Origin of the sequence: Nocardia gipuzkoensis (genome assembly GCF_021183645.1) — a bacterium.
GTDB lineage: Bacteria > Actinomycetota > Actinomycetes > Mycobacteriales > Mycobacteriaceae > Nocardia > Nocardia abscessus.
Genome location: NZ_CP089225.1, coordinates 7,439,154 through 7,457,387, shown reverse-complemented (window position 1 = coordinate 7,457,387; position 18,234 = coordinate 7,439,154). Strand labels below are relative to the sequence as shown.

At 70.7% G+C, this 18,234-nt stretch carries 12 protein-coding genes; 8 read left to right on the top strand and 4 right to left on the bottom strand.

Annotated features, from left to right (window positions below; genetic code table 11):
* Positions 1-446 precede the first annotated feature (446 nt).
* The 6 genes from LTT66_RS33865 (at position 447) to LTT66_RS33840 (ending at position 8,819) form a co-directional block, all read left to right on the top strand.
* On the top strand, positions 447-1,703 hold the full coding sequence (locus LTT66_RS33865; RefSeq protein WP_233062563.1) for a hypothetical protein: 1,257 nt from the start codon (positions 447-449) through the stop codon (positions 1,701-1,703).
* A 216-nt stretch (positions 1,704-1,919) separates the two neighbouring features.
* Positions 1,920-3,395: a serine/threonine-protein kinase gene (locus LTT66_RS33860; RefSeq protein ID WP_233062562.1), complete on the top strand. Its 1,476-nt coding sequence runs from the start codon at positions 1,920-1,922 to the stop codon at positions 3,393-3,395.
* Positions 3,396-3,413: 18 nt separating this feature from the next.
* Positions 3,414-4,925 carry a serine/threonine-protein kinase gene (locus LTT66_RS33855; protein ID WP_233062561.1) on the top strand — a complete coding sequence of 504 codons (1,512 nt, stop codon included), beginning with the start codon at positions 3,414-3,416 and terminating at the stop codon, positions 4,923-4,925.
* Between the two features lie 41 nt (positions 4,926-4,966).
* A complete protein-coding gene (locus LTT66_RS33850) occupies positions 4,967-6,190 on the top strand; it encodes a beta-lactamase family protein (protein ID WP_233062560.1) in 1,224 nt (407 codons plus the stop codon).
* Between the two features lie 168 nt (positions 6,191-6,358).
* Positions 6,359-7,600, top strand: a complete 1,242-nt coding sequence (trpB, locus tag LTT66_RS33845; protein ID WP_233062559.1) for a tryptophan synthase subunit beta — start codon at positions 6,359-6,361, stop codon at positions 7,598-7,600.
* Between the two features lie 76 nt (positions 7,601-7,676).
* On the top strand, positions 7,677-8,819 hold the full coding sequence (locus LTT66_RS33840) for a metallophosphoesterase (protein ID WP_233062558.1): 1,143 nt from the start codon (positions 7,677-7,679) through the stop codon (positions 8,817-8,819).
* A gap of 36 nt (positions 8,820-8,855) precedes the next feature.
* Here LTT66_RS33840 and LTT66_RS33835 read toward each other — a convergent pair whose 3' ends face one another.
* On the bottom strand, positions 8,856-10,511 hold the full coding sequence (locus LTT66_RS33835) for an alkaline phosphatase D family protein (protein WP_233062557.1): 1,656 nt from the start codon (positions 10,509-10,511) through the stop codon (positions 8,856-8,858).
* Between the two features lie 56 nt (positions 10,512-10,567).
* Positions 10,568-13,186 carry a LuxR C-terminal-related transcriptional regulator gene (locus LTT66_RS33830; RefSeq protein WP_233062556.1) on the bottom strand — a complete coding sequence of 873 codons (2,619 nt, stop codon included), beginning with the start codon at positions 13,184-13,186 and terminating at the stop codon, positions 10,568-10,570.
* 222 nt (positions 13,187-13,408) lie between these two features.
* Between LTT66_RS33830 and LTT66_RS33825 the strand changes: the two genes are divergently transcribed.
* Both LTT66_RS33825 and LTT66_RS33820 read left to right on the top strand, forming a co-directional pair.
* Complete coding sequence (locus LTT66_RS33825) at positions 13,409-13,822, top strand: DUF7144 family membrane protein (RefSeq protein WP_408638705.1); 414 nt, start codon at positions 13,409-13,411, stop codon at positions 13,820-13,822.
* A 249-nt stretch (positions 13,823-14,071) separates the two neighbouring features.
* Positions 14,072-14,809 carry an alpha/beta fold hydrolase gene (locus LTT66_RS33820; protein ID WP_233062555.1) on the top strand — a complete coding sequence of 246 codons (738 nt, stop codon included), beginning with the start codon at positions 14,072-14,074 and terminating at the stop codon, positions 14,807-14,809.
* A 64-nt stretch (positions 14,810-14,873) separates the two neighbouring features.
* Here LTT66_RS33820 and LTT66_RS33815 read toward each other — a convergent pair whose 3' ends face one another.
* On the bottom strand, positions 14,874-16,664 hold the full coding sequence (locus LTT66_RS33815; RefSeq protein ID WP_233062554.1) for a hydroxysqualene dehydroxylase: 1,791 nt from the start codon (positions 16,662-16,664) through the stop codon (positions 14,874-14,876).
* The gene (locus LTT66_RS33810; RefSeq protein WP_233062553.1) at positions 16,657-18,069 is read right to left on the bottom strand and encodes an NAD(P)/FAD-dependent oxidoreductase; all 1,413 of its coding nucleotides are present in this window, start codon (positions 18,067-18,069) and stop codon (positions 16,657-16,659) included. The genes LTT66_RS33815 and LTT66_RS33810 overlap by 8 nt, the downstream gene beginning before the upstream one ends.
* Positions 18,070-18,234: the final 165 nt, after the last annotated feature.

Here is an 18,234-nt window from a genome sequence, read left to right as displayed (position 1 = left end):
ACGACCTTCCCGCGGCCTGCTCGGCGACTGGCCGCAGGCGCCGGCGAGGCACACCGAAGCGTTCTCCGGACCGGACGAACACATTCTGGGCGATGCCCATTGTCGCTTCGGTCAGCGGTATAGAGCAAATATTCAGCGATCATCGTTTCGGAACCTCGACACCGACAAAAGCGCCGCGACGGCGGATGATCGCGGCAAAGGGCGGTCGTGCCGCGTCAACTCGCGTTCTTTGATGAAATGCCCTGGTAAAGGGTGTAGCGTGCGATGTGTCGCAGACGCCGGACGGGACGTTCTCCTGGCTGCGCGAGAATTGCCGTCGTAGTTTTCGCGGCCTGTCATCAGGGGCGTTACGCGACTGTGCACGGTGGGAAAACGAACCTCGGCCAATCGTTGGCGACCGCGGTGACGAACCTCTTCCAAGACCGGTCTCGAGCAGAGGTGATCTCATGAGGGCCACAGTCGGTATTTCAGCGGAACAAGCCGTGGTGCGTGGCGTGATGCTGTCGTCCACGGCGCGACAAGGTACCCGGCCCACGGTGCTGCGGGAGGTCGAACAGCCGGTCGAGCACTCGACCGCCGCGTCGGTCGCCGCCGCCCTCGACGCGTTGACCGCCGACGCCGGATCCGACACCGAAATCGATGACGTCGCGGTGGCGTACCGGACGGTGGCGGAGCGGCGGGCGATCGTGTCACAACTGTCGTCGGCGATGTGGCGCTCGTCGTCGCTCGTGTCGACCAAGACCGCGCTGCAGGCGCTGGTCGAGAACACACCGGGCTTGGCGGAGTACGGAACTCTGCTGGTCCTCGAGCTCGTCGGCTACCACACGTCCTATCTCGTGGTCGGGCCGAATCGGGAGGAAATCCTCGCCTTCGACTCGTGGTCGTCCGGTGTCGTCGACGCCGAGACCGCTGGCTCGGCGATCGACCGGATCCACGTGGCTTCGGAGGCGGCAGGGCTGGTGCCCGACGCTGTCGTCTTGTGCGGCTCGTCGGCGGGAAATCCGGACATTGTCGCGGCGTTGCGGCTGGGCTTCACCGCCCCCGTGATCGTGGCACCCGACTACGCCGAGGCGGCCGCGTACGGTGCCGCTCTGGTCGCCGCCGCTCCGTTCCGAAGCGCGCCGACAGCGCCGCCAGTGGCCGATCGCGGACATGTCGGCCGCGTGGTGCTGGCCGGGGCGGCCGCGGCCGCGCTGCTGGGCGGAGCCGCGATTGCGGTCGTGCAAGCACGCGAGAACCGCCCGGCGAATGCCGAGATCGATGGCCCTATGCAGGTGCCCATCTCCGCGCCCCAGCTTGCCGAGCCGAATCCCGCTGCGGTGCCCCCGGCTCCCGCGCTCGAGCAAATTCCTGTCGCCCCGTCGCCCGACTCGGCTTCCACTCCCGGCCCGTATCCCGGACCGGAGGTGCCGCCGCAACCGGCACCATACCCGGCGAACGCCCAGCCTCTCCCCATCGAACCGGTCCCGCCGGGTCCGCCGCCTGTCGAGCAGCCGCCGACGCCGCATAGGCACCGGCCTACGACGACGACTATCTCCCCGGAACCACCGGCCCCGCCGCCGGCCACCGCCGCAGCCCCTGACGAACCCTTCCTCTTCCCGGGAGAGTCCCCACCGCCACCCTGGAACGCCGACCCCGCAGTGGTACAGGCGTGGTGGGACAACCACTTGAAACTGCGGGAGAGCTGGCTGCAAGGCCGCTGATCCCGGCCCGGCCCAGCCGAATGACGCCGCCCGCCGACTCGTGTCCTCCCGACGGTGCGGCTGCGGTCGCGGGTCCCCGCCGGGTCGAGCCGCTCGAGGCACCAACAGCTCGGTCTCTCGCTCTGTGGGCGGCCGCGCCGGTGCGGAGTGCCTGGGCTCGGCCGGGTAGACGACGCGGTGGCCGGTATTCTGCTCGGTCAGGGAGGAGGGCGCGTCGTGTCTGTGCAGCCTGGCGATGTCTTCGCTGGTTATCGCATCATTCGCCGGATCGGGGCGGGTGGGATGGGTGCGGTGTATCTGGCCGAGCATCCGCGGCTGCCGCGCCTGGACGCGGTGAAAATTCTCGATCCGGATCTGGGGGCGGACGCGGAATTCCGGGCTCGGTTCGAACGGGAGGCGGAATCGGCGGCCCGGCTCGAGCATCCGAATGTCGTCTCCATCTACGACCGGGGCGCCGAAGGCGACCTCCTGTGGATCGGCATGCGGTACGTCGACGGCGTGGACGCCGCGGAGCTGGTGCGCCGCGGTCCGACGGTGCTGCCCGCCCGGCGTGCGGTGCGGATCGTCGCCGCGGCGGCGCGCGGGCTGGACGCGGCGCATCGCAGCGGATTGCTGCACCGCGACGTGAAACCGGCGAACATTCTGGTGTCCACGGCCGACGACGGGTCGGACGCGGTACGCATCACCGACTTCGGGATCGCCCGGCCGCTGGAAGCCACCGCGTCGCTGACCACGACGGGCTCGGTGCTGGCCAGCTTCGCCTACGCCGCGCCGGAACAGCTGACCGGCGGGCCGCTCGACCATCGCGCCGACATCTACTCCCTCGGCTGCACCCTGTACGAAATGCTAACCGGCGCAGTGCCGTTCGGTAAACGTACGCCGGCAGCCAGTCTGCAGGCCCATCTGTACGAGCCGCCGCCGCGCCCTTCGCTGGCCAACCCGGCGCTGCCCGCGGCCATCGACGAGGTGGTCGTGCGGGCGATGGCGAAGAACCCGGCGGCCAGATACGCCAGCTGCGCGGAGTTGGCGGCCGCCGCGATCCGCGCGCTCGAGCCTGCGCCGCGCCCGCCCGCCCCTGCGTTCCCGCCACCACCTCCGCGTGCGGGTGCCGGACGGTCCGCGCTGATCGCGGGGGCGGTCGCGCTGGTCGTGCTCGCGACGCCGGCCGTGGTTCTCCTGCGCGCCGGTGAACGATCCGGCGGAACTCCGGTCGCCGCACCGCCGTCGGTCGTTTCGTCTGCCATGGCCACCACCGCGGCCACCAGCACTCCGGCCACGTCCGCCTGGGGCCCGGCCGCCTACATCGTCGAGGCGTTCCCGAACCTGCTTCCCTCCGACCCCGAAGGTGTGGGCTATCAGGGGATACGCTGCGCCCTCAACGACGATCGCGGCGCCTGGCTGCACTGCCCGGCCGCCACCGACGACGGGATCAACGTCAACATCCGCTGCGACCCGTCCCGCCGCCCGGTGACCTATACCTCCGACACCCTCGGCCGCGCCGACCTGCACGAACAGCCGTGGACGCGGCCGTCCGGCGCGGGCACGGTCCGCTGGGCCACCGACAGCCTCGCCGGCTTCGGCTTGCTGGACGTGGCGTTCACCGATCACCGCAGCTTCTGCACCGTCGGCGCGTCCGGCGGCACCGGCGGCCAGGACGTGTACGACAGATGGTGGAGCGGTGCGCCGATCTGACCCGAGGACGAGAAGAATATGACGCTGCGCCCAGGTTCGGTATTCGCCGGGTATCGCATCGAGCGCACGCTCGGCTCGGGTGGCATGGGGACGGTGTATCTGGCGCGTCATCCACGGCTGCCGCGGTCGGTCGCGCTGAAGGTCCTCGACCCCTCGGCGGGCGCCGACCCCGAATTCCGCGCCCGGTTCCAGCGGGAAGCCGAATTGGCCGCGCGACTGGACCATCCGAACGTCGTGGAGATCTACGACCGCGGCAGCGACGACGACCAGCTGTGGATGTCGATGCGGTATGTAGCGGGTTCGGACGTGGCACAGCTGATCGGGCAGCGGTCGCGTGCGCTGCCGCCGAGCCGGGTGATCGAGATCCTCGCCCAGGCAGCCGAGGGACTCGACGCCGCGCACCGGCGCGGGCTGCTGCACCGGGACGTCAAACCGGCCAACCTGCTGGTCGCCACCGGCGACGACGGGCGCGACCACGTCTTCGTCACCGATTTCGGCATCGCGCGCAGCCGCGACGACACCACCGGGCTGACCGCCGCGGGCGCGCTGATCGCGACGCTCGGTTACGTCGCTCCCGAGCAGATCCGGGGCGAGGCGCTCGACCATCGCTGCGACGTCTACGCCCTCGGCGCGACCCTCTACCAAATGCTCACCGGCGCCATGCCGTTCGCGCGCACGACGCCTGCGGCGGTGCTGCGGGCACATCTGGCCGAACCGCCGCCACTACCCTCGGCGGCCGACCCGATGCTGCCCGCGGCGCTGGACGCCGTCATCGCCACCGCGATGGCGAAGCGTCCGGAAGATCGCTACGAGAATTGCCGCGCACTGGCCGTCGCTGCCGTGGCGGCATTCGCCCCGCCGCCTGCGCCGCCCCGGCCGCACCCCGTCGCCGCACCGCAGCCCGCTCGGCCCGCGCGGATTTCGCCTCGCCTCCTGGTCACCGCGGCCGCGGTGCTGGTGCTGTCGCTCGCGCTCGCCGGTGCGCTGGTCCTCGGCTCGAACACCGTTCCGGGAGTGGGGATTGCGGGTAGCGCACCTCCGTCCACCGCGCCCGATACCACCACGCCGCCGCCGAGTGCGACCACGGCCGCGGGCTCGACGGCATGGGGGCGCAACGCCGAACTGGTCGCGCTGTTGCCAGGTCTGCTCCCGGCCACCCCGGACGGGTCCGGTTATCAGGGCGCACGATGCACCGACATCGACGTGGTCAACAACGGCGGAGCCCCCGCGGTCGAATGCCGTCAGGACAACGGCATCCATTGGTACGTGTGGTCTTTCCGGCGCGGTGACCCCCGGCGCGACTCGACGTTCGACACCAACATCGACAACGACACCACCCGCCGGGACAGCTGGCGCAGGCCGTCCGGTACCGGACGGGTGCGCTGGAGTCACTACCCGGGCGGCAATACCGGACTGCTCACCGTCGGCTTCGACGACCCTGCCCTGGCATGGGTCGTCGTCGACGTGTCCTGGGATCACCACACCGGTCAGGACCTGTTCGACCAGTGGTGGCGGTCGGCGCCGCTGTGAGCGGCACGGCGGCACCCGCCGACGGTGGATAAGCTGGCCGGGTGAGCACAGCAACGGCTGGATCGGTGACGATCGTCGAGGACTTGGACGCGGTGACGACCCGGGGCCCCGAGGACGATCCCGCGGCGGCCGGGCTCAGCCGCTCCGGCGTGGAATCCCTGTGGGAGTCGGTCCAGGCGTGGTATCGCCTGGGCAGTACCCCGGCGATTCAGTTCTGCTTGCGCCGCGACGGCAGAATCGTGCTGAACCGGACCATCGGCCACGGCTGGGGCAACGCGCCGGGCGACGGGCCGGACGCGGTCAAGGTCTTGGCCACCCCGGACACTCCGTTCTGCGGCTTCTCGACCGCGAAGGGCGTGGCCGGTGCGCTGATGTTCATGCTCGTCGAGCAGGGCGCGTTCACTCTGGACGAGCCGGTGTCCGGCTACATCCCGGAGTTCGCGGCGAACGGCAAGGCCGCCATCACGATCGGTGACCTGCTCTCGCACTCCGCCGGGATTCCGTTCGTCACCCCGCCGTATCAGGGCGTCGACCTGGTCCTCGACGAGGAACTGGCCGTGCGCGCGCTGGCCGACCTCGTCCCGAGCTGGAAGCCGGGACGGTTCCGGGTGTACCACGCGCTGACCCTCGGATTGGTTCTGCGCCTGCTGGTGCAGCGCGCGACCGGCAAGCGTCTGCGCGAGCATCTGGCCGAGCAGGTGCTCGAGCCGTTCGGGTTCCGCTGGACCAACTTCGGCGTGCGGCCCGAGGATCTCGACAAGGTCGTGCCCAGCGTGAAGACCGGTCCGGCTCCGTCACGAACCGCGAGCTATCTGGCGCGCAAAGCGATCGGCGGACGAATGGACCGCGCCTCACGCGCGGCCACCGACGCCTTCCTCGCCGCCGAGTTGCCCTCGGGCAATCTGGTCACCACCGCGGCCGAATTGTCCCGGTTCTACGAGATTCTCACGCGCGGCGCACCGGACGGCCGCAGGATCATCCGGCCCGAGACGTTGGCCGAGGCGGTGCGACCGGCCCGCCGGATACCCGGTGTGGCCGGACGGGTCAGCCGAGCCGGCTTCGAGCTCGGCGGGCGCAGGTCGAAGTTCGGCCGCGACACCGGGTCGCATTTCGGCCGAAGTGGATTGACCACGCAGTACGGCTGGGCCGACCCGGCGCGCGGACTGTCCGGTGCGATCCTCACCAGTGGCAAGGCCACGACCGACACCGAGCGGCCGTGGCGGCTGGTCGCGCAGGTCTCCGCCACCGTGCCTGCCGACCGGTAGCCACGCGCGCCGTGCCCGGCCGCGCCGAGCGCCTCCACCAGTGAGAACACCTTAGCGATCCGAACGATTTAGTCTGTTAACTCGCTTGTTGCCAACCCGTGGGGTTGTGCTAGCGCTAGCGGAACAGACTGACCCGTCGGCTCTTTGGCGGTGAAAGCGTTGGTGTTGATGAGGATTGACCACGACGTGGCGGTGAGCGGCTACCGGCACGAGATGTTCCCCGACGAACGCGGGCGGTTCGGCGTGTTCGGCGGCAGATTCGTCCCCGAGGGATTGATGGCGGCGCTGTTGGCTCTGGAGGACGCCTACGGCCTCGCGCGGGCTGACGCCGGGTTCATGGCCGAGTATCGGGAGCTGTTGCGCGATCGGGTGGGCAGGCCCACATTGCTGCATCAGATACGGCGGTTCACGGAGTTGCTGGGTGTGCCGGGCGCCCGGGTGTATCTCAAGCGCGAGGACATGGCCCACACGGGCGCTCACAAGATCAACAATGCGCTCGGGCAGGCGTTGCTGGCCAGGCGGATGGGTAAGCAGCGGATCGTCGCGGAGACCGGAGCGGGCCAGCACGGCGTCGCGGTCGCGACGGTGTCGGCGATGCTCGGACTGACCTGCGTCGTCTACATGGGGACCGAGGACATGCGGCGGCAGGCGTCGAACGTGGTGCGGATGAAGCTGCTCGGCGCCGACGTGCGACCGGTGGACATCGGTTCGCGACGGCTGAAGGAGGCGATCACCGAGTCGGTGCGCGACTGGGTGGCCAACGTGGACACCACCCACTACCTGTTCGGCACCGCTGCCGGGCCCGCGCCGTATCCGCGGATCGTGCGGGATTTCCAGACGGTGATCGGCGCGGAGACCAGGAACCAGATCGTGCGCGCCGAGGGCAAGCTGCCCGATTACGTCCTGGCCTGCGTGGGCGGCGGCAGCAACGCCATCGGGGTCTTCCATCCGTTCGCGGGCGATCAGGGGGTGCGGCTGATCGGTGTCGAAGCCGCCGGCCTCGGGGTCGACACCGGCGAGCACGCGGCGACCCTCTGCATGGGCAGCCCCGGGGAGATCGACGGGTCCTACAGCTATCTGCTGCAGGACGAGGACGGCCAGATCGCGCGCACGCACAGCATCGCGGCGGGGCTGGACTATCCGGGCGTGGGTCCCGAACTCAGCCACCTGAAGGACAGTGGCCGCGTAACCTATCGCGCCGCCACCGACGCCGTCGCGCTGCGCGGCATGCAGGCACTCAGCCATACCGAAGGCATCCTCGCCGCACTCGAATCCGCCCATGCCGTCGGCTACCTGATGGAGATGGCCGGCCGCGGCGAGGTTCCGGAGGACTCGGTGATCGTGCTGTGCCTGTCCGGCCGCGGTGACAAGGATCTCGCCGTCGCCGCGGACCGGCTCGGGGTGGCGTAACCGCTGCTATGGTCGAGAGCGCCCATGGCGCCGGAGAGGGACCGCGCGCTACACCCGCGCACGAGGACGAGCCCTCTTGAAGTTTGTGCCCCGCCTGATCTTGTTCCTGGCGATTCCCGCCGTACTGTTCCTGCTGCCCTGGTGGACTCTGGTAGCGGCGCCGACCCAGGAATCCGGCCCGCTGTTCTGGCTGGGTTCCGTACTGTTCCTGCTCGGGTTCGCCTGCCTGCCCGCGTCGATGTTCCTCGGTCACGGGCCCGCGCAGTCGGATGTCGCGGCGATCGTCGGCGACACCTTGCTCGGCGTGATGTGGGTGTTCTTCAGCTGGTCGGTGCTCGGGAATCTCGCGCGCGCCGGATTGACCGTCGCGGGCGTCGGTGATCCGGCGCGCTCCCGGATCGTCGCGGTGGGCGTGCTCGCGGCCGCGACGGTGCTGGTGGCGTGGGGTGTGTTCGAGGCGCGCCGGGTGCCGCGGGTGCGCACGGTGCAGGTGACCATTCCCGGTCTCGGACCGGCGCTGGACGGACTGCGCATGGTCGTCGTGACCGACACCCATTACGCCGCACTCGACCGGCTGCGCTGGTCGGAACGCGTGGTCGAGGTGGTCAACGCGCAGCACCCCGACATCGCCTGTCACGCTGGTGATCTCGCGGACGGGTCGGTGGCGAAGCGGCACGCGCAGGTGGATCCGCTCGGCAAGGTCGAGGCCGAACTCGGCCGGTTCTACATCACGGGCAACCACGAGTATTTCGGCGACGCCCAGGGCTGGATCGATCACATGGCCTCGCTCGGCTGGCAGCCCTTGCACAACCAGCACGAGACCGTGCGCCGCGGCGACGATCAACTGGTGATCGCGGGCATCGATGACCCGACCGGCATCGGCCTGACCGGTCACGGCCCCGACCTGCCCGCCGCGCTGGCGGGCGCGGACCCGGACGCGCCGGTCGTGCTGCTGGCCCATCAGCCCAGGCAGGTCCGCGAGGCCGCGGCCGCGGGTGTCGCGCTGCAGATCTCCGGCCATACTCACGGCGGCCAGATCTGGCCCTTCCACTATCTCGTCCGGCTCGAACAGCCTGTCGTCGCGGGGCTGAGCCGCCACGGTGACCGCACCCAGCTCTACACCAGCCGGGGCACCGGCTTCTGGGGGCCGCAGCTGCGAGTGTTCGCCCCGAGCGAGATCACCGTGCTCGTCCTGCGTTCGGACTCCGCGCCGGGCTGAGCCCCGGCTCGAGAGCAGGCGGGTCCGCCCGCCTCGTCATCGGTGGCCGCGGTCGGTGTCGGCTCGACTGGCGGTGTCGGCGGAAGGCTCCGGTGGGGCAGGGGTGCCGGGATCCCATGCCTGGACGACACCCGGAATCCCGTTCTGGACGACATAACCGGCGCGCGTGTGGATGGGCGCGCCGGGACGGCGGACGAAGGGAACGACGCGAAAATCGTTGCGCCACAGCTGATGGTCGAGTTCGACCCGGACATACCCGCGCTGGGCGTTGAAGAATTTGATATCCGGGTTCGCGGCGAGCAGTGTGCGGCCTTTGTCGCTCAGATCGGTTCCGTCGCCGTTGCTGGTGATCGAGGTGCCGGTGAATTCCGCCGCCACGACCGGTGAGCTGGGATCGGCGTAGTCGCGCCGCAGATCGGCGGCTTGGTTCTCGTGCCGGTCACCGGTGATCACCACCAGGTTGCCCGCGCCGCGCGCCGCGGCGGCGCCCAGCACGGCGTTGCGATCGGCGACGTAGCCGTCCCAGGAGTCGGTGGAGACGCTGAGCGCCGGGCCCGGGTCGGAGTCGTTCTGGCTCATGCCGACCTGGTTGCCGAGGACCTGCCAGCGGGCCGTCGACCGGGTCAAGCCGTCGATCAGCCACTCCCGCTGTGCCGCACCGAGAATAGTTCGATCCGGCGCGAGCCGCTCGGCGCAGCCGTCGACCACGGCACCGTCACAAGCCTGCGGTGTGCGGTATTGGCGCGTGTCGAGCATCGTGATCTCCGCGAGGTCGCCGAACCGGAAGCGGCGATGCATCCGCATCCCCGCCGCGGTCGGCAGTTGCGCCAGCCGCAGCGGCTGGTGCTCGTACATGGCCTGGAAGGCGGCCGCGCGGCGGCGGCGGAACAGGGCCGGGACGCGCCAGATGTCCAGGCCGATGCCGGGCGAGCCCGCCGCCCAGTTGTTGTCGACCTCGTGATCGTCCATCGTGACCAGCCACGGGAACGCCGCGTGCGCGGCGCGCAGCGGGTGCTCCGATTTGTACAGTGCGTAGCGCAAGCGGTAGCCGGGCAGGTCAACGGCCTCGTCGCGGAAATTCGGCCCCATGTCGACGCCCGCCCGGCCCCGCACCCAGGCCCGCTCGTAGATGTAGTCGCCCAGATGCACCACCAGGTCCAGGTCTTCCTGGCTCATGTGCTCGTAGGCGGTGTAGTAGCCGGAGCTCCACGACTGGCAGGAGGCGAACGCGAAACGCAACCGCGCCATGGCCTGCCCGGGCGCCGGGGCGGTGCGGGTCCTGCCGACCGCCGATACGGCCGAGCCTGCCCGAAACCGGTAGAAATACCAGCGGTCCGGCGCCAATCCGTGCACCTCCGGATGCACGCTGTGGCCGAGTGCGCGCGTGGCCACCGCCGACCCGCGCGCCACCACCTGGCGGAAGTGCTCGTCGTGCGCGACTTCGTAGTCGACGGTGACCGGGCCGCTGGGCATGCCGCCGAGCCCGTCCGGCGCCAGCGGGTCGGGGGCCAGCCGCGTCCACAGCACCACCCCGTCGGGAGCGGGATCGCCGGACGCTATGCCCAAGGCGAACGGGTCGCCGAGCCGGCGTGGGGCGGGGAATCGGGCACTGCTCGCCGCGGCTGTTCCCACCAGCAACGTGGCCGACCCCGCGGCGCCGACTCGCAACAATCTCCGACGTGAAAGGGCCATGACTCAGCGTAAGGCCGTGCACGGCGCCGGGAAGGGGGCATCGACGGGTCACCGCGTCAGAGCAGTCCGCCGCGGCGTGCGTGGTCGAGGGCCTCGACCCGGGAATTCGTCCCCAATTTGCCATAGATCCCGCGCAGGTGGGTCTTCACGGTGTTGACCGAGACGCCGAGGTCCTCGGCGATCTGCTGGGCGGTGCGTCCGGACGGTAACTGCTTGAGCACGGTCATCTCGGTGTGGGTCAAGGCGGGGTAGGCGGGCCTGCGGCGCGCGGCGGGATGACGCCGGATCGACTCCGCGAACGTCTCCGACCGGCCGAAACGGCCCGCGTAGCTGTCCAGCAATCCCATCGCGGCGGGCACGTCGAGGAACGGCCGCAACAGCCGATGCGGTGCGGCGGAACTCAGGGCGTTCTCCAGCGCGGCGAGGGCCTTGGCCGGCGCGCGGGCCTCGTGTTGCGTCGCGGAGTACAACAGCCATCCGGTGATCGCACTGACCGGGCGCAGTTCGCTCGCCGGGTCGAGCAGGGGTTCGAGGATCGCGCAGGTCGCCTTGCGGCGATCGGCCGCGGCGTGCAGAGCCGCGTCGGCCAACCGGACCTCGGGCAGTTCGCCGACGATGCCGCGGGCGCGCTCGACCAGCAGCTGCGCGGTCCTGGCATCGTGTACCCGCAGCAGCGCCCAGACCACCGGCAGGATCAGGCTGCCCGTCGCGGCGGGCACCGCCTTGTGCTCCAGCAGGACCAGCAGGCTGCGGCGCAGTGCGTCGACCGCGGCGGACTGTTCCTCGGCCTGCTCGAGCTGGAGCAGACGGCCCACGACGTGGCCGCGCCACCCCGCGACCGGACCGTAGGACCCGTCGTGATCGACGCGCTCGGTGAGCACGGCGCAGATCTGCGCCGCGTCGGGCGTCTCGCCTTGCAGGTAGGCGCCGTAGGCGGCCATCGCGGCCGCCTGCACGGCGTCCGATGCCTCCGACAGGCCGTGTTCGTCGGCGACCGCCAGCGCGCGCGCCGCCCGGTCGCGCATCGCGGTGGCCGCGTCGACGGTGTCGGCGGCGAATGCCAGCCGGGTCAGCGCACGCAGCACCAGACGGGGGCGGCCCGCGTGCTCGGCCACCGCGAGTCCGGCGTGCAGCAGTTGTTCGCCGTGCGCGACCGCGCCGTCCGCGACGAAGGCGGTGGCGACCTGGATCGCGGCATACGCGTCGAGATCGGGGTCGCCGGTCGGCGCGACCTCGGCCGGGAAACGGGGCAGGACGGCCCCGGTGGTCGCCGCGACGTCGATCGTCGCGGCGAGGGTGAGCGTGTCCAGCCGTTCGGCGGAGGCGAAGGAGAGCATGGCGGCACGTCGCGCGGTCGCGGTGTCCAGGCACGCGACCGCGGCGGCGGTGCTGCCCGCGACGAGCGCGTCCACCACGCGCACCAGCCACAGGAAGGGATCGTCGAGCAAGCCCGGCGCCGAGCGGGCCACCAGTTCGAACAGCGTCGCGCCCTCGCCGTCGAGAACGATGCGCAACGCACACGTGGACAAGAATTCGCACAGCTCCGCCCGGTCCCCGACCGCGAGCTGGTGCGGCAGCGCGGCCGCGGGCAGTCCCGCGCGACGCAACCAGCGGGCCGCCTGGCGATGCAGGTCCGCGCACAGTTGCGGTCCGAGCCGGCGGGCTTCGGCGAGAAAATGGGCACGCAACAGCGGATGACAGGCGAACCACATCTCGCCGCCGTGCACGACGGAATCGATCGGGAAGTCGATCCGATCGAGTTCGTAGAGATGATGGCTCGCGCCGCCGCCGACGAGTTCGTCGGCGAGCTGCTCGGTGAACGACACGGGAATGCTGGTGTAGATGAGGAACTGGCGCAGTGCGGAGGGCAGCGACTCGACGAGTTCGTCGCTCAGGAAATCGGCGACCGCCCGCGCCGGGCGCGCGAGCACGGTCAGCGCGGCGGCGCGGTCGTCGGTTCCGGTACTCAGGTGGGTGGCGGCGATGCGCACGAGCGCGGCCCAGCCGCGGGTCAGCGCGTAGAGCGCGTCGAGTTCGGCGCCGGTGAGTTCGCAGCCGTGATCGCGGCAGAGCGTGTCGACCTGATCCGGTGTGAAGGCCAGTTCGGTCATGCCCCAGCGGGTCAGCCGGGAATGCAGACCGAGGGTGTGCCAGCGGATCGGCGGCGCGAAGCGGGCGCACAGCACTGTCGTGACGGACGGCGGCGCGTGCTGCAGAAGATATTCGAGACCGGCGAGCGCGGGCGGATCGGTGATCAGGTGGGCGTCGTCGAGCACCAGGACGGTCGGCCTCGCCCGTGCGGACAGCGTCTCGACGAGCGCGGCGGCCTGCGCGGTGGGCGGTCCCGAGCGTTCGGTGGCCGCGACGCCGAAGCGTGCGTGCAGCACGGTCCACAGCGCCGCCGCGTCGTCGAGCTGCGCGGTGACGGTCAGCCACGCGACGTCGGAGGTGCCTGTCGCGCGCCGGGCTGCCCAGTCCGCCATCAGCACCGACTTTCCGGTTCCGGCCGGTGCGCACAGCAGCAGCACGTGTCCATCGCGGGTGTTGGTCACCTCGTCGGCGGCGGCCGACAGGTCCGGCCGGGGGATCGGAGTGAACGGCGATACGGGTATTTCGGCAACGGATTCCGCCGCGGCGGGGATGCGGCGTAGAGCGGGGACGTGCGAGGTGGTCACCGTGCCTCCCGGGCCCTGTGCTGACAGATCACTACCGCGCCTCGGTAGCGGAACTTACCCGGTGGAAAGTCCCCTCGATCCCGTCGTGGGTGGTCGTTATGGAATTTTCATCCCCCCGTGCCCGGAAGCGCCGGAGTCACCCGAAACGGGTGAAGTGCCGACCGGTGCGAGTAGTGGAGATTCGGAAGGCGTCCACAAACTTCCCGAGAAAGGGGGCGACCGATGACGCACATGAGCGAACCGGAGGCACACCCCGTCCGCCGTGGCATCGCGGCGGGCACGTCCATAGCGGCAGCGATCCTGCTGCTGACCGTCGGTGTGCTATCGATCTTCGAGGGCATTTCCGCCGTCGCCGAGGACGATCTGTATGTTGTCGGCACCGAATACGTCTACAAGTTCGACACCACCTCGTGGGGTTGGATCCACATCGTGCTCGGCATCCTCCTGGTCATCGCCGCGCTGGGCTTGATGACCGGCGCCACGTGGGCGCGGGTGGTGGCGATCGGCTTGGCGGCCCTATCGATCATCGCGAACTTCATGTGGCTGCCGTACTACCCGGCATGGTCCATCCTGGTGATCGCGCTGAACGTCGTCGTGATCTGGGCGGTGGCGACCTGGCGTCCGGAGGCGGTCTGACCGGGCGAGTCGGTGCGGGCTGATCGGCTCGATGCGGTCGCGGTGTCGAGCAGTGTGGCGATACCGCTCCAGCCGGTCAGCATTGCGCCGGGCAAACGCCGGCGACGGTCGCCGCGATCGACCGGTGAAGTGGGGTTTCCGCTGGCACCGTAGGTGCCGTTGTGGTATCCACCTTCGAGATCGCACTACGAACTCGAAGGGACGCCAATGCCAAGCAAGCCCCCGCTCGTTCTTCTGCACGGTGTCACCATGTCCGAACGGGTGTGGGACGACGTCACGCCCTTGCTCGCCGCGCGGCACGAGGTGATCACGCCGACCGCCGTCGGGCATCGGGGCGGCCCGCCCGCCCTGCGGCGGCCGGCGCGGGTCGAGCATCTGGTGGACGACATCGAGCGGCGGCTGGACGCGCTGGGGCTGCGCCGGGTGCACATCGCGGGCAATTCGCTGGGGGGATGGATGGCGATCGAATTGGCCCGCCGCGGGCGTGCCGAGACCGTCTGCGCCCTCTCGCCCGCGGGCTTCTGGGAATCCGGCGCGAGAAGCCAGAAGGCCGCCACGCGCCGCATCGCCCGCGAGGCGATCACCGGGCGGCTGCTGGGCCTGTTCGCCCCGCTCGCACTGCGCAGTGCGGTGGCCCGGCGAGTGGCGTTACGCAACATCGCCGTGCACGGCGATCGCGCCAGCGCGGCGCAAGCCATGACCTTCTTACGCGACCTGCTGGGCTGCACCGTCACCGCCGATCTGCTCGGCACCGACGAGCAAGTGGCCCGGCTCGATCCGTTGCCGTGCCCGATCACGGTGGCGTGGGCGCAGCACGATCGTGTTCTTCCCGAGGAGATCCACGCGGCGATCGCCCGGGCACGGCTGCCCGAAGCCGTGTTCTCCGTGCTGCCGGGCACCGGTCACGTGCCGATGATCGATGACCCGCGGCTGGTCGCGCGGACGATCCTGGCAACCACGAGCATCACTGCCGCCGAGGCGTCCTAGGCATGCTCGGGCGCGTTCCGGCGCCGCGGCGCCGGAACATCGCGCCGCGGCGTGTTCCGGCCGGTCATATGTCGAGCAGGTGCGGCAAACCGGCACGGTACCGGTCGGCGTCGATGCGTTTCCACGGCTCGAAGATCGGCAGCGACACCAGCGGGTAGACCGGAACCCGGGGTGCGGGGTCGTCTGCGGCGTCCAAGATCGCGTTGGCCGCCGCGCGCCCGGATTCGTTGGCGCCCTCCATTGTGGCGAGATCGATATTGTTGCGCACGTGGTCGCCGCCGAAGAACAGGTTCGGCACAGCGCAGCGGGCCTCCGGCCGGTGGTCGTAGGAACCGACGGTGTTGACCAGCAGCGGGGTTTCGTTGTGGACTCCGTTCGCGGTCCAGGTGACCCCGGGATCGAGATGCCAGGAGCGGATGTCCTCGGGGCGCAGCCACCCCGTCGCGGTGTTGAGCCATTCGGTGAGCTGAGCCCACACCTCTTCGGCGATCTCGGCGGCGGTGCACTGCTTGGCGGGTCGGCGGAAGCGGATGCCGGGGGAGTCCCAGTCGGAGATGTCCACCGACAGGCATTCGCGCACCGTTCCGTCGCCGTACCGGGCAGCGAAGTCACCCACCCACATCGGGGCTTGGCGCAAGGCCGTGAGCGCCCACGGTGACCCGAGCGCGGCGATGTGGCCTTCCGGCAGGTCGGTGGATCGGGTGAGGTAGTACTGGATGCCGACCATCCAGTCGGTCCGCAGCTGCCGCATGCCCGCCAGATGCGGGTCGGCGTCGAGGATTTCGTCGCTGAGCAGCGTGACCGCCTTCTCCACCGGCATGGCGCACAGGTACCAGTCCGCGGTCACCGGGGTCGACCGGCCGTCGGCATCGGTCACCGTCGCCGAAGCGATGCGGCCGGCGCGCAACTCCAGCCCCGCCGCCCGCTGCCCGGGAACGAATCGCACGCCCCGGGACCGCAGATACCTCACCCAGGGATCGATCCACGCTTCGTTGGTGGGGCGGTTGAGAATCCGATCGATCCCGGCGGAGTACTGCGGGATCGCCCCGGTCCCCGCCAGCACCAGCGCCTCACCGATGGTGCCGATCGTGCGGGCCGAACTCACCTGGGGCTTGGCCGCCACGGTGATCCGGGTGAGGGCGCTGACCAAATATTCGCGGTATGCCGCCGACTTGCCCTCGGCGCGCAGGATCCGCTCCCACGTCACGTATTCCCACTGCCCGAAACGCCGTTCGGTACACGAAGTGAACCAGACGGCCATCTGTTTGGCGAAGAACGCGAGCTCGGCCGGTGGCAGTTCCGGAATGAAGCCGAAGGCGCCGATGAGGGTGTTCTGCAACCGGTGCGGAGTGAGCTGATCGATGCCCGCGAGCTCGACCGGCGCGAAGATCGGCGGCCTGCCGCGGAAGCCCGCCACGGTGCCCTCGACCCGGACGAGATTGCCCGCGACGCCATCGGGATTGCCGGGGAAGGGAATTCGGCGCATGGTGTCCGGGAGGTTCTGATAGCAGCCGGGAAAGAACCGGAAGCCGTGCTCGCCGGGCAGATCCATGCGGCCGTCGGTGCCGGTGCCCGGCACGCCCATACTGCGTGCCTTGCCGCCGAGGAAGGCCGGTTCGTAGACGGTGACCTGGTATCCGCGCTCGATCAGTTCGTGGGCCGCCGACAGCCCGGCTACCCCGCCGCCGAGCACCGCGACCGACTTTCCCCCGGTGCGCAGCCCGGGCGTTCGGCGCGCTTCGGGTGCTGCGGCGTGCGCGGGGGCGGCGGCGACGGCAGCTCCGGCCGCGAGCGCGCCGCGCAACAGGTCGCGGCGGGTGAGGTCGATGGTCGGCCGAAGGCGCGGGTCATGCATGTCGATCTCCTGAAGATGCCGCGAGGAAGCCCCGCGGCGGCCGGGACGGGATGACGGTGGCGGGATCGGTGCGCGCGAAGGCGCGGGCCTCCCGTCGTTCGGAGATCGTGTCGCGGCATTCGCCCACGAGATCCGCGAGCACGGGCCACGGGGTGTGCCACGAATCGCGCAGCGCACCCGCCGCCAATGCCGCGCCGCGGGCGGGAGTGAAGACGTCCTCGGGATGTACCGTGCGAGAGAAGATGGCGGTGACCGCGTCGGCCAGCGCCGGGTCGGCGGCGGCCTGCCGATAGAGTTCGATCTCCAGCGGGCGCATCGCGGTGCCCCGGGCCAGCCGGTTGGTCCACTGGTAGACGCCCAGACATTCGCTGTCGCGCAGCCGTTCCCACGCGGCGAGGGCGGTGTCGAGGTGCTCGATGTCGTCGAGCGCCGGAGCGGCGAGTTCGCCGAGCAATCGCCCGTAGCGCAGCGCGTCTCGGATGCCCTGCGCGGTCACCGGGTCCTTGAAATGCCCGGCGTCACCGGGCAGCGCCCAGCCCGGTCCGGTCGAGCGCCGGAAGTAGGACGCCAGGCCGGTGGCCGAACGCACCCGCCCCACCCGGCGGCAGTCGCGCAGCCGCAGTTGCAGTCCCGGCAACCGCTCCACAGCCTCCTGATACCGGCGCTCGGCGCGTCCGGCGCCCGGTGTGCCGGGCCGCGCGGGCGGCTGCACGAGGCTCAGCAGCAACCCGTCGTCGCAGGGAAACGCGGTGCCGAGGTCGGGGCCGCGCCGCCACTGCGCCGCGACGTGCCGCTGGTCGGCCGATCCGTCCTGCCAGTACGCGAAGTAGCAGTCCCGTCCACTCGGTGCGGTCAGCCGGGGCCGCTCGGCGCCGGCCAGCCGGGCCACCGTGCTGCGGCGGCCGTCCGCCCCGACTACCAGGCGGGCGCGCACCTCGTGCACGCCGCCGCGGTCGGTATAGCGGACGCCGGCACAGCGATCGCCGGACCAGAGCAGATCGGTGACCCGCACGCCCTCGCGGACCCGGGCCCCGGCGTCGACGGCGGTCGCCACGAGCGCGGCGTCCAAGCCGGTTCGCCGGATACACATCGCGTAGTCGATGCCGTCCACCGGCGTGAAGGACGACCGGACCTGATAGCCGCCGCCGTCGGCCAAGGCTGTGGTCAGCGCGGGCGCCCCGAGCTGCCGGACACGCTTCAGGGCGCCCGCGCGGCCCAGCTCGGCCAGGCCGCCGGGCCACAGCAGGTGCGTGGAGAGGGTGTCGGAGGGAAAGCGCGCCGCGTCCAGTGCGACGACGTCACGGCCGGCGCGCACGAACGCGATCGCGGCCGCCGAGCCCGCGCATCGCGCGCCGACCACGACCACGTCGGTGTGCTCGATTGCCGGGGCGGCGGATCCGTGCATGCCCGAACACCTCGGTCATATAGTCTCGGACACTGTGTCCGATCGATGGTGGACGGTGCCTGTCCGAATGTCAATATCGGTGCCGTGTCGGCAGAATGGAGGCCGTGGTGCCACGCACCCGACCGGCACAGCCGAACGACGCGGCCGTTTCGCCGCAGAGAGGAG

Bases quoted from the DNA above. Each gene is read 5' to 3' on its own strand.
- LTT66_RS33810 (WP_233062553.1), bottom strand. From the start codon at position 18,069: ATGCACGGATCCGCCGCCCCGGCAATCGAGCACACCGACGTGGTCGTG.
- trpB (WP_233062559.1), top strand. From the start codon at position 6,359: ATGAGGATTGACCACGACGTGGCGGTGAGCGGCTACCGGCACGAGATG.
- LTT66_RS33825 (WP_408638705.1), top strand. From the start codon at position 13,409: ATGACGCACATGAGCGAACCGGAGGCACACCCCGTCCGCCGTGGCATC.
- LTT66_RS33855 (WP_233062561.1), top strand. From the start codon at position 3,414: ATGACGCTGCGCCCAGGTTCGGTATTCGCCGGGTATCGCATCGAGCGC.
- LTT66_RS33835 (WP_233062557.1), bottom strand. From the start codon at position 10,511: ATGGCCCTTTCACGTCGGAGATTGTTGCGAGTCGGCGCCGCGGGGTCG.
- LTT66_RS33865 (WP_233062563.1), top strand. From the start codon at position 447: ATGAGGGCCACAGTCGGTATTTCAGCGGAACAAGCCGTGGTGCGTGGC.
- LTT66_RS33815 (WP_233062554.1), bottom strand. From the start codon at position 16,664: ATGCATGACCCGCGCCTTCGGCCGACCATCGACCTCACCCGCCGCGAC.
- LTT66_RS33820 (WP_233062555.1), top strand. From the start codon at position 14,072: ATGTCCGAACGGGTGTGGGACGACGTCACGCCCTTGCTCGCCGCGCGG.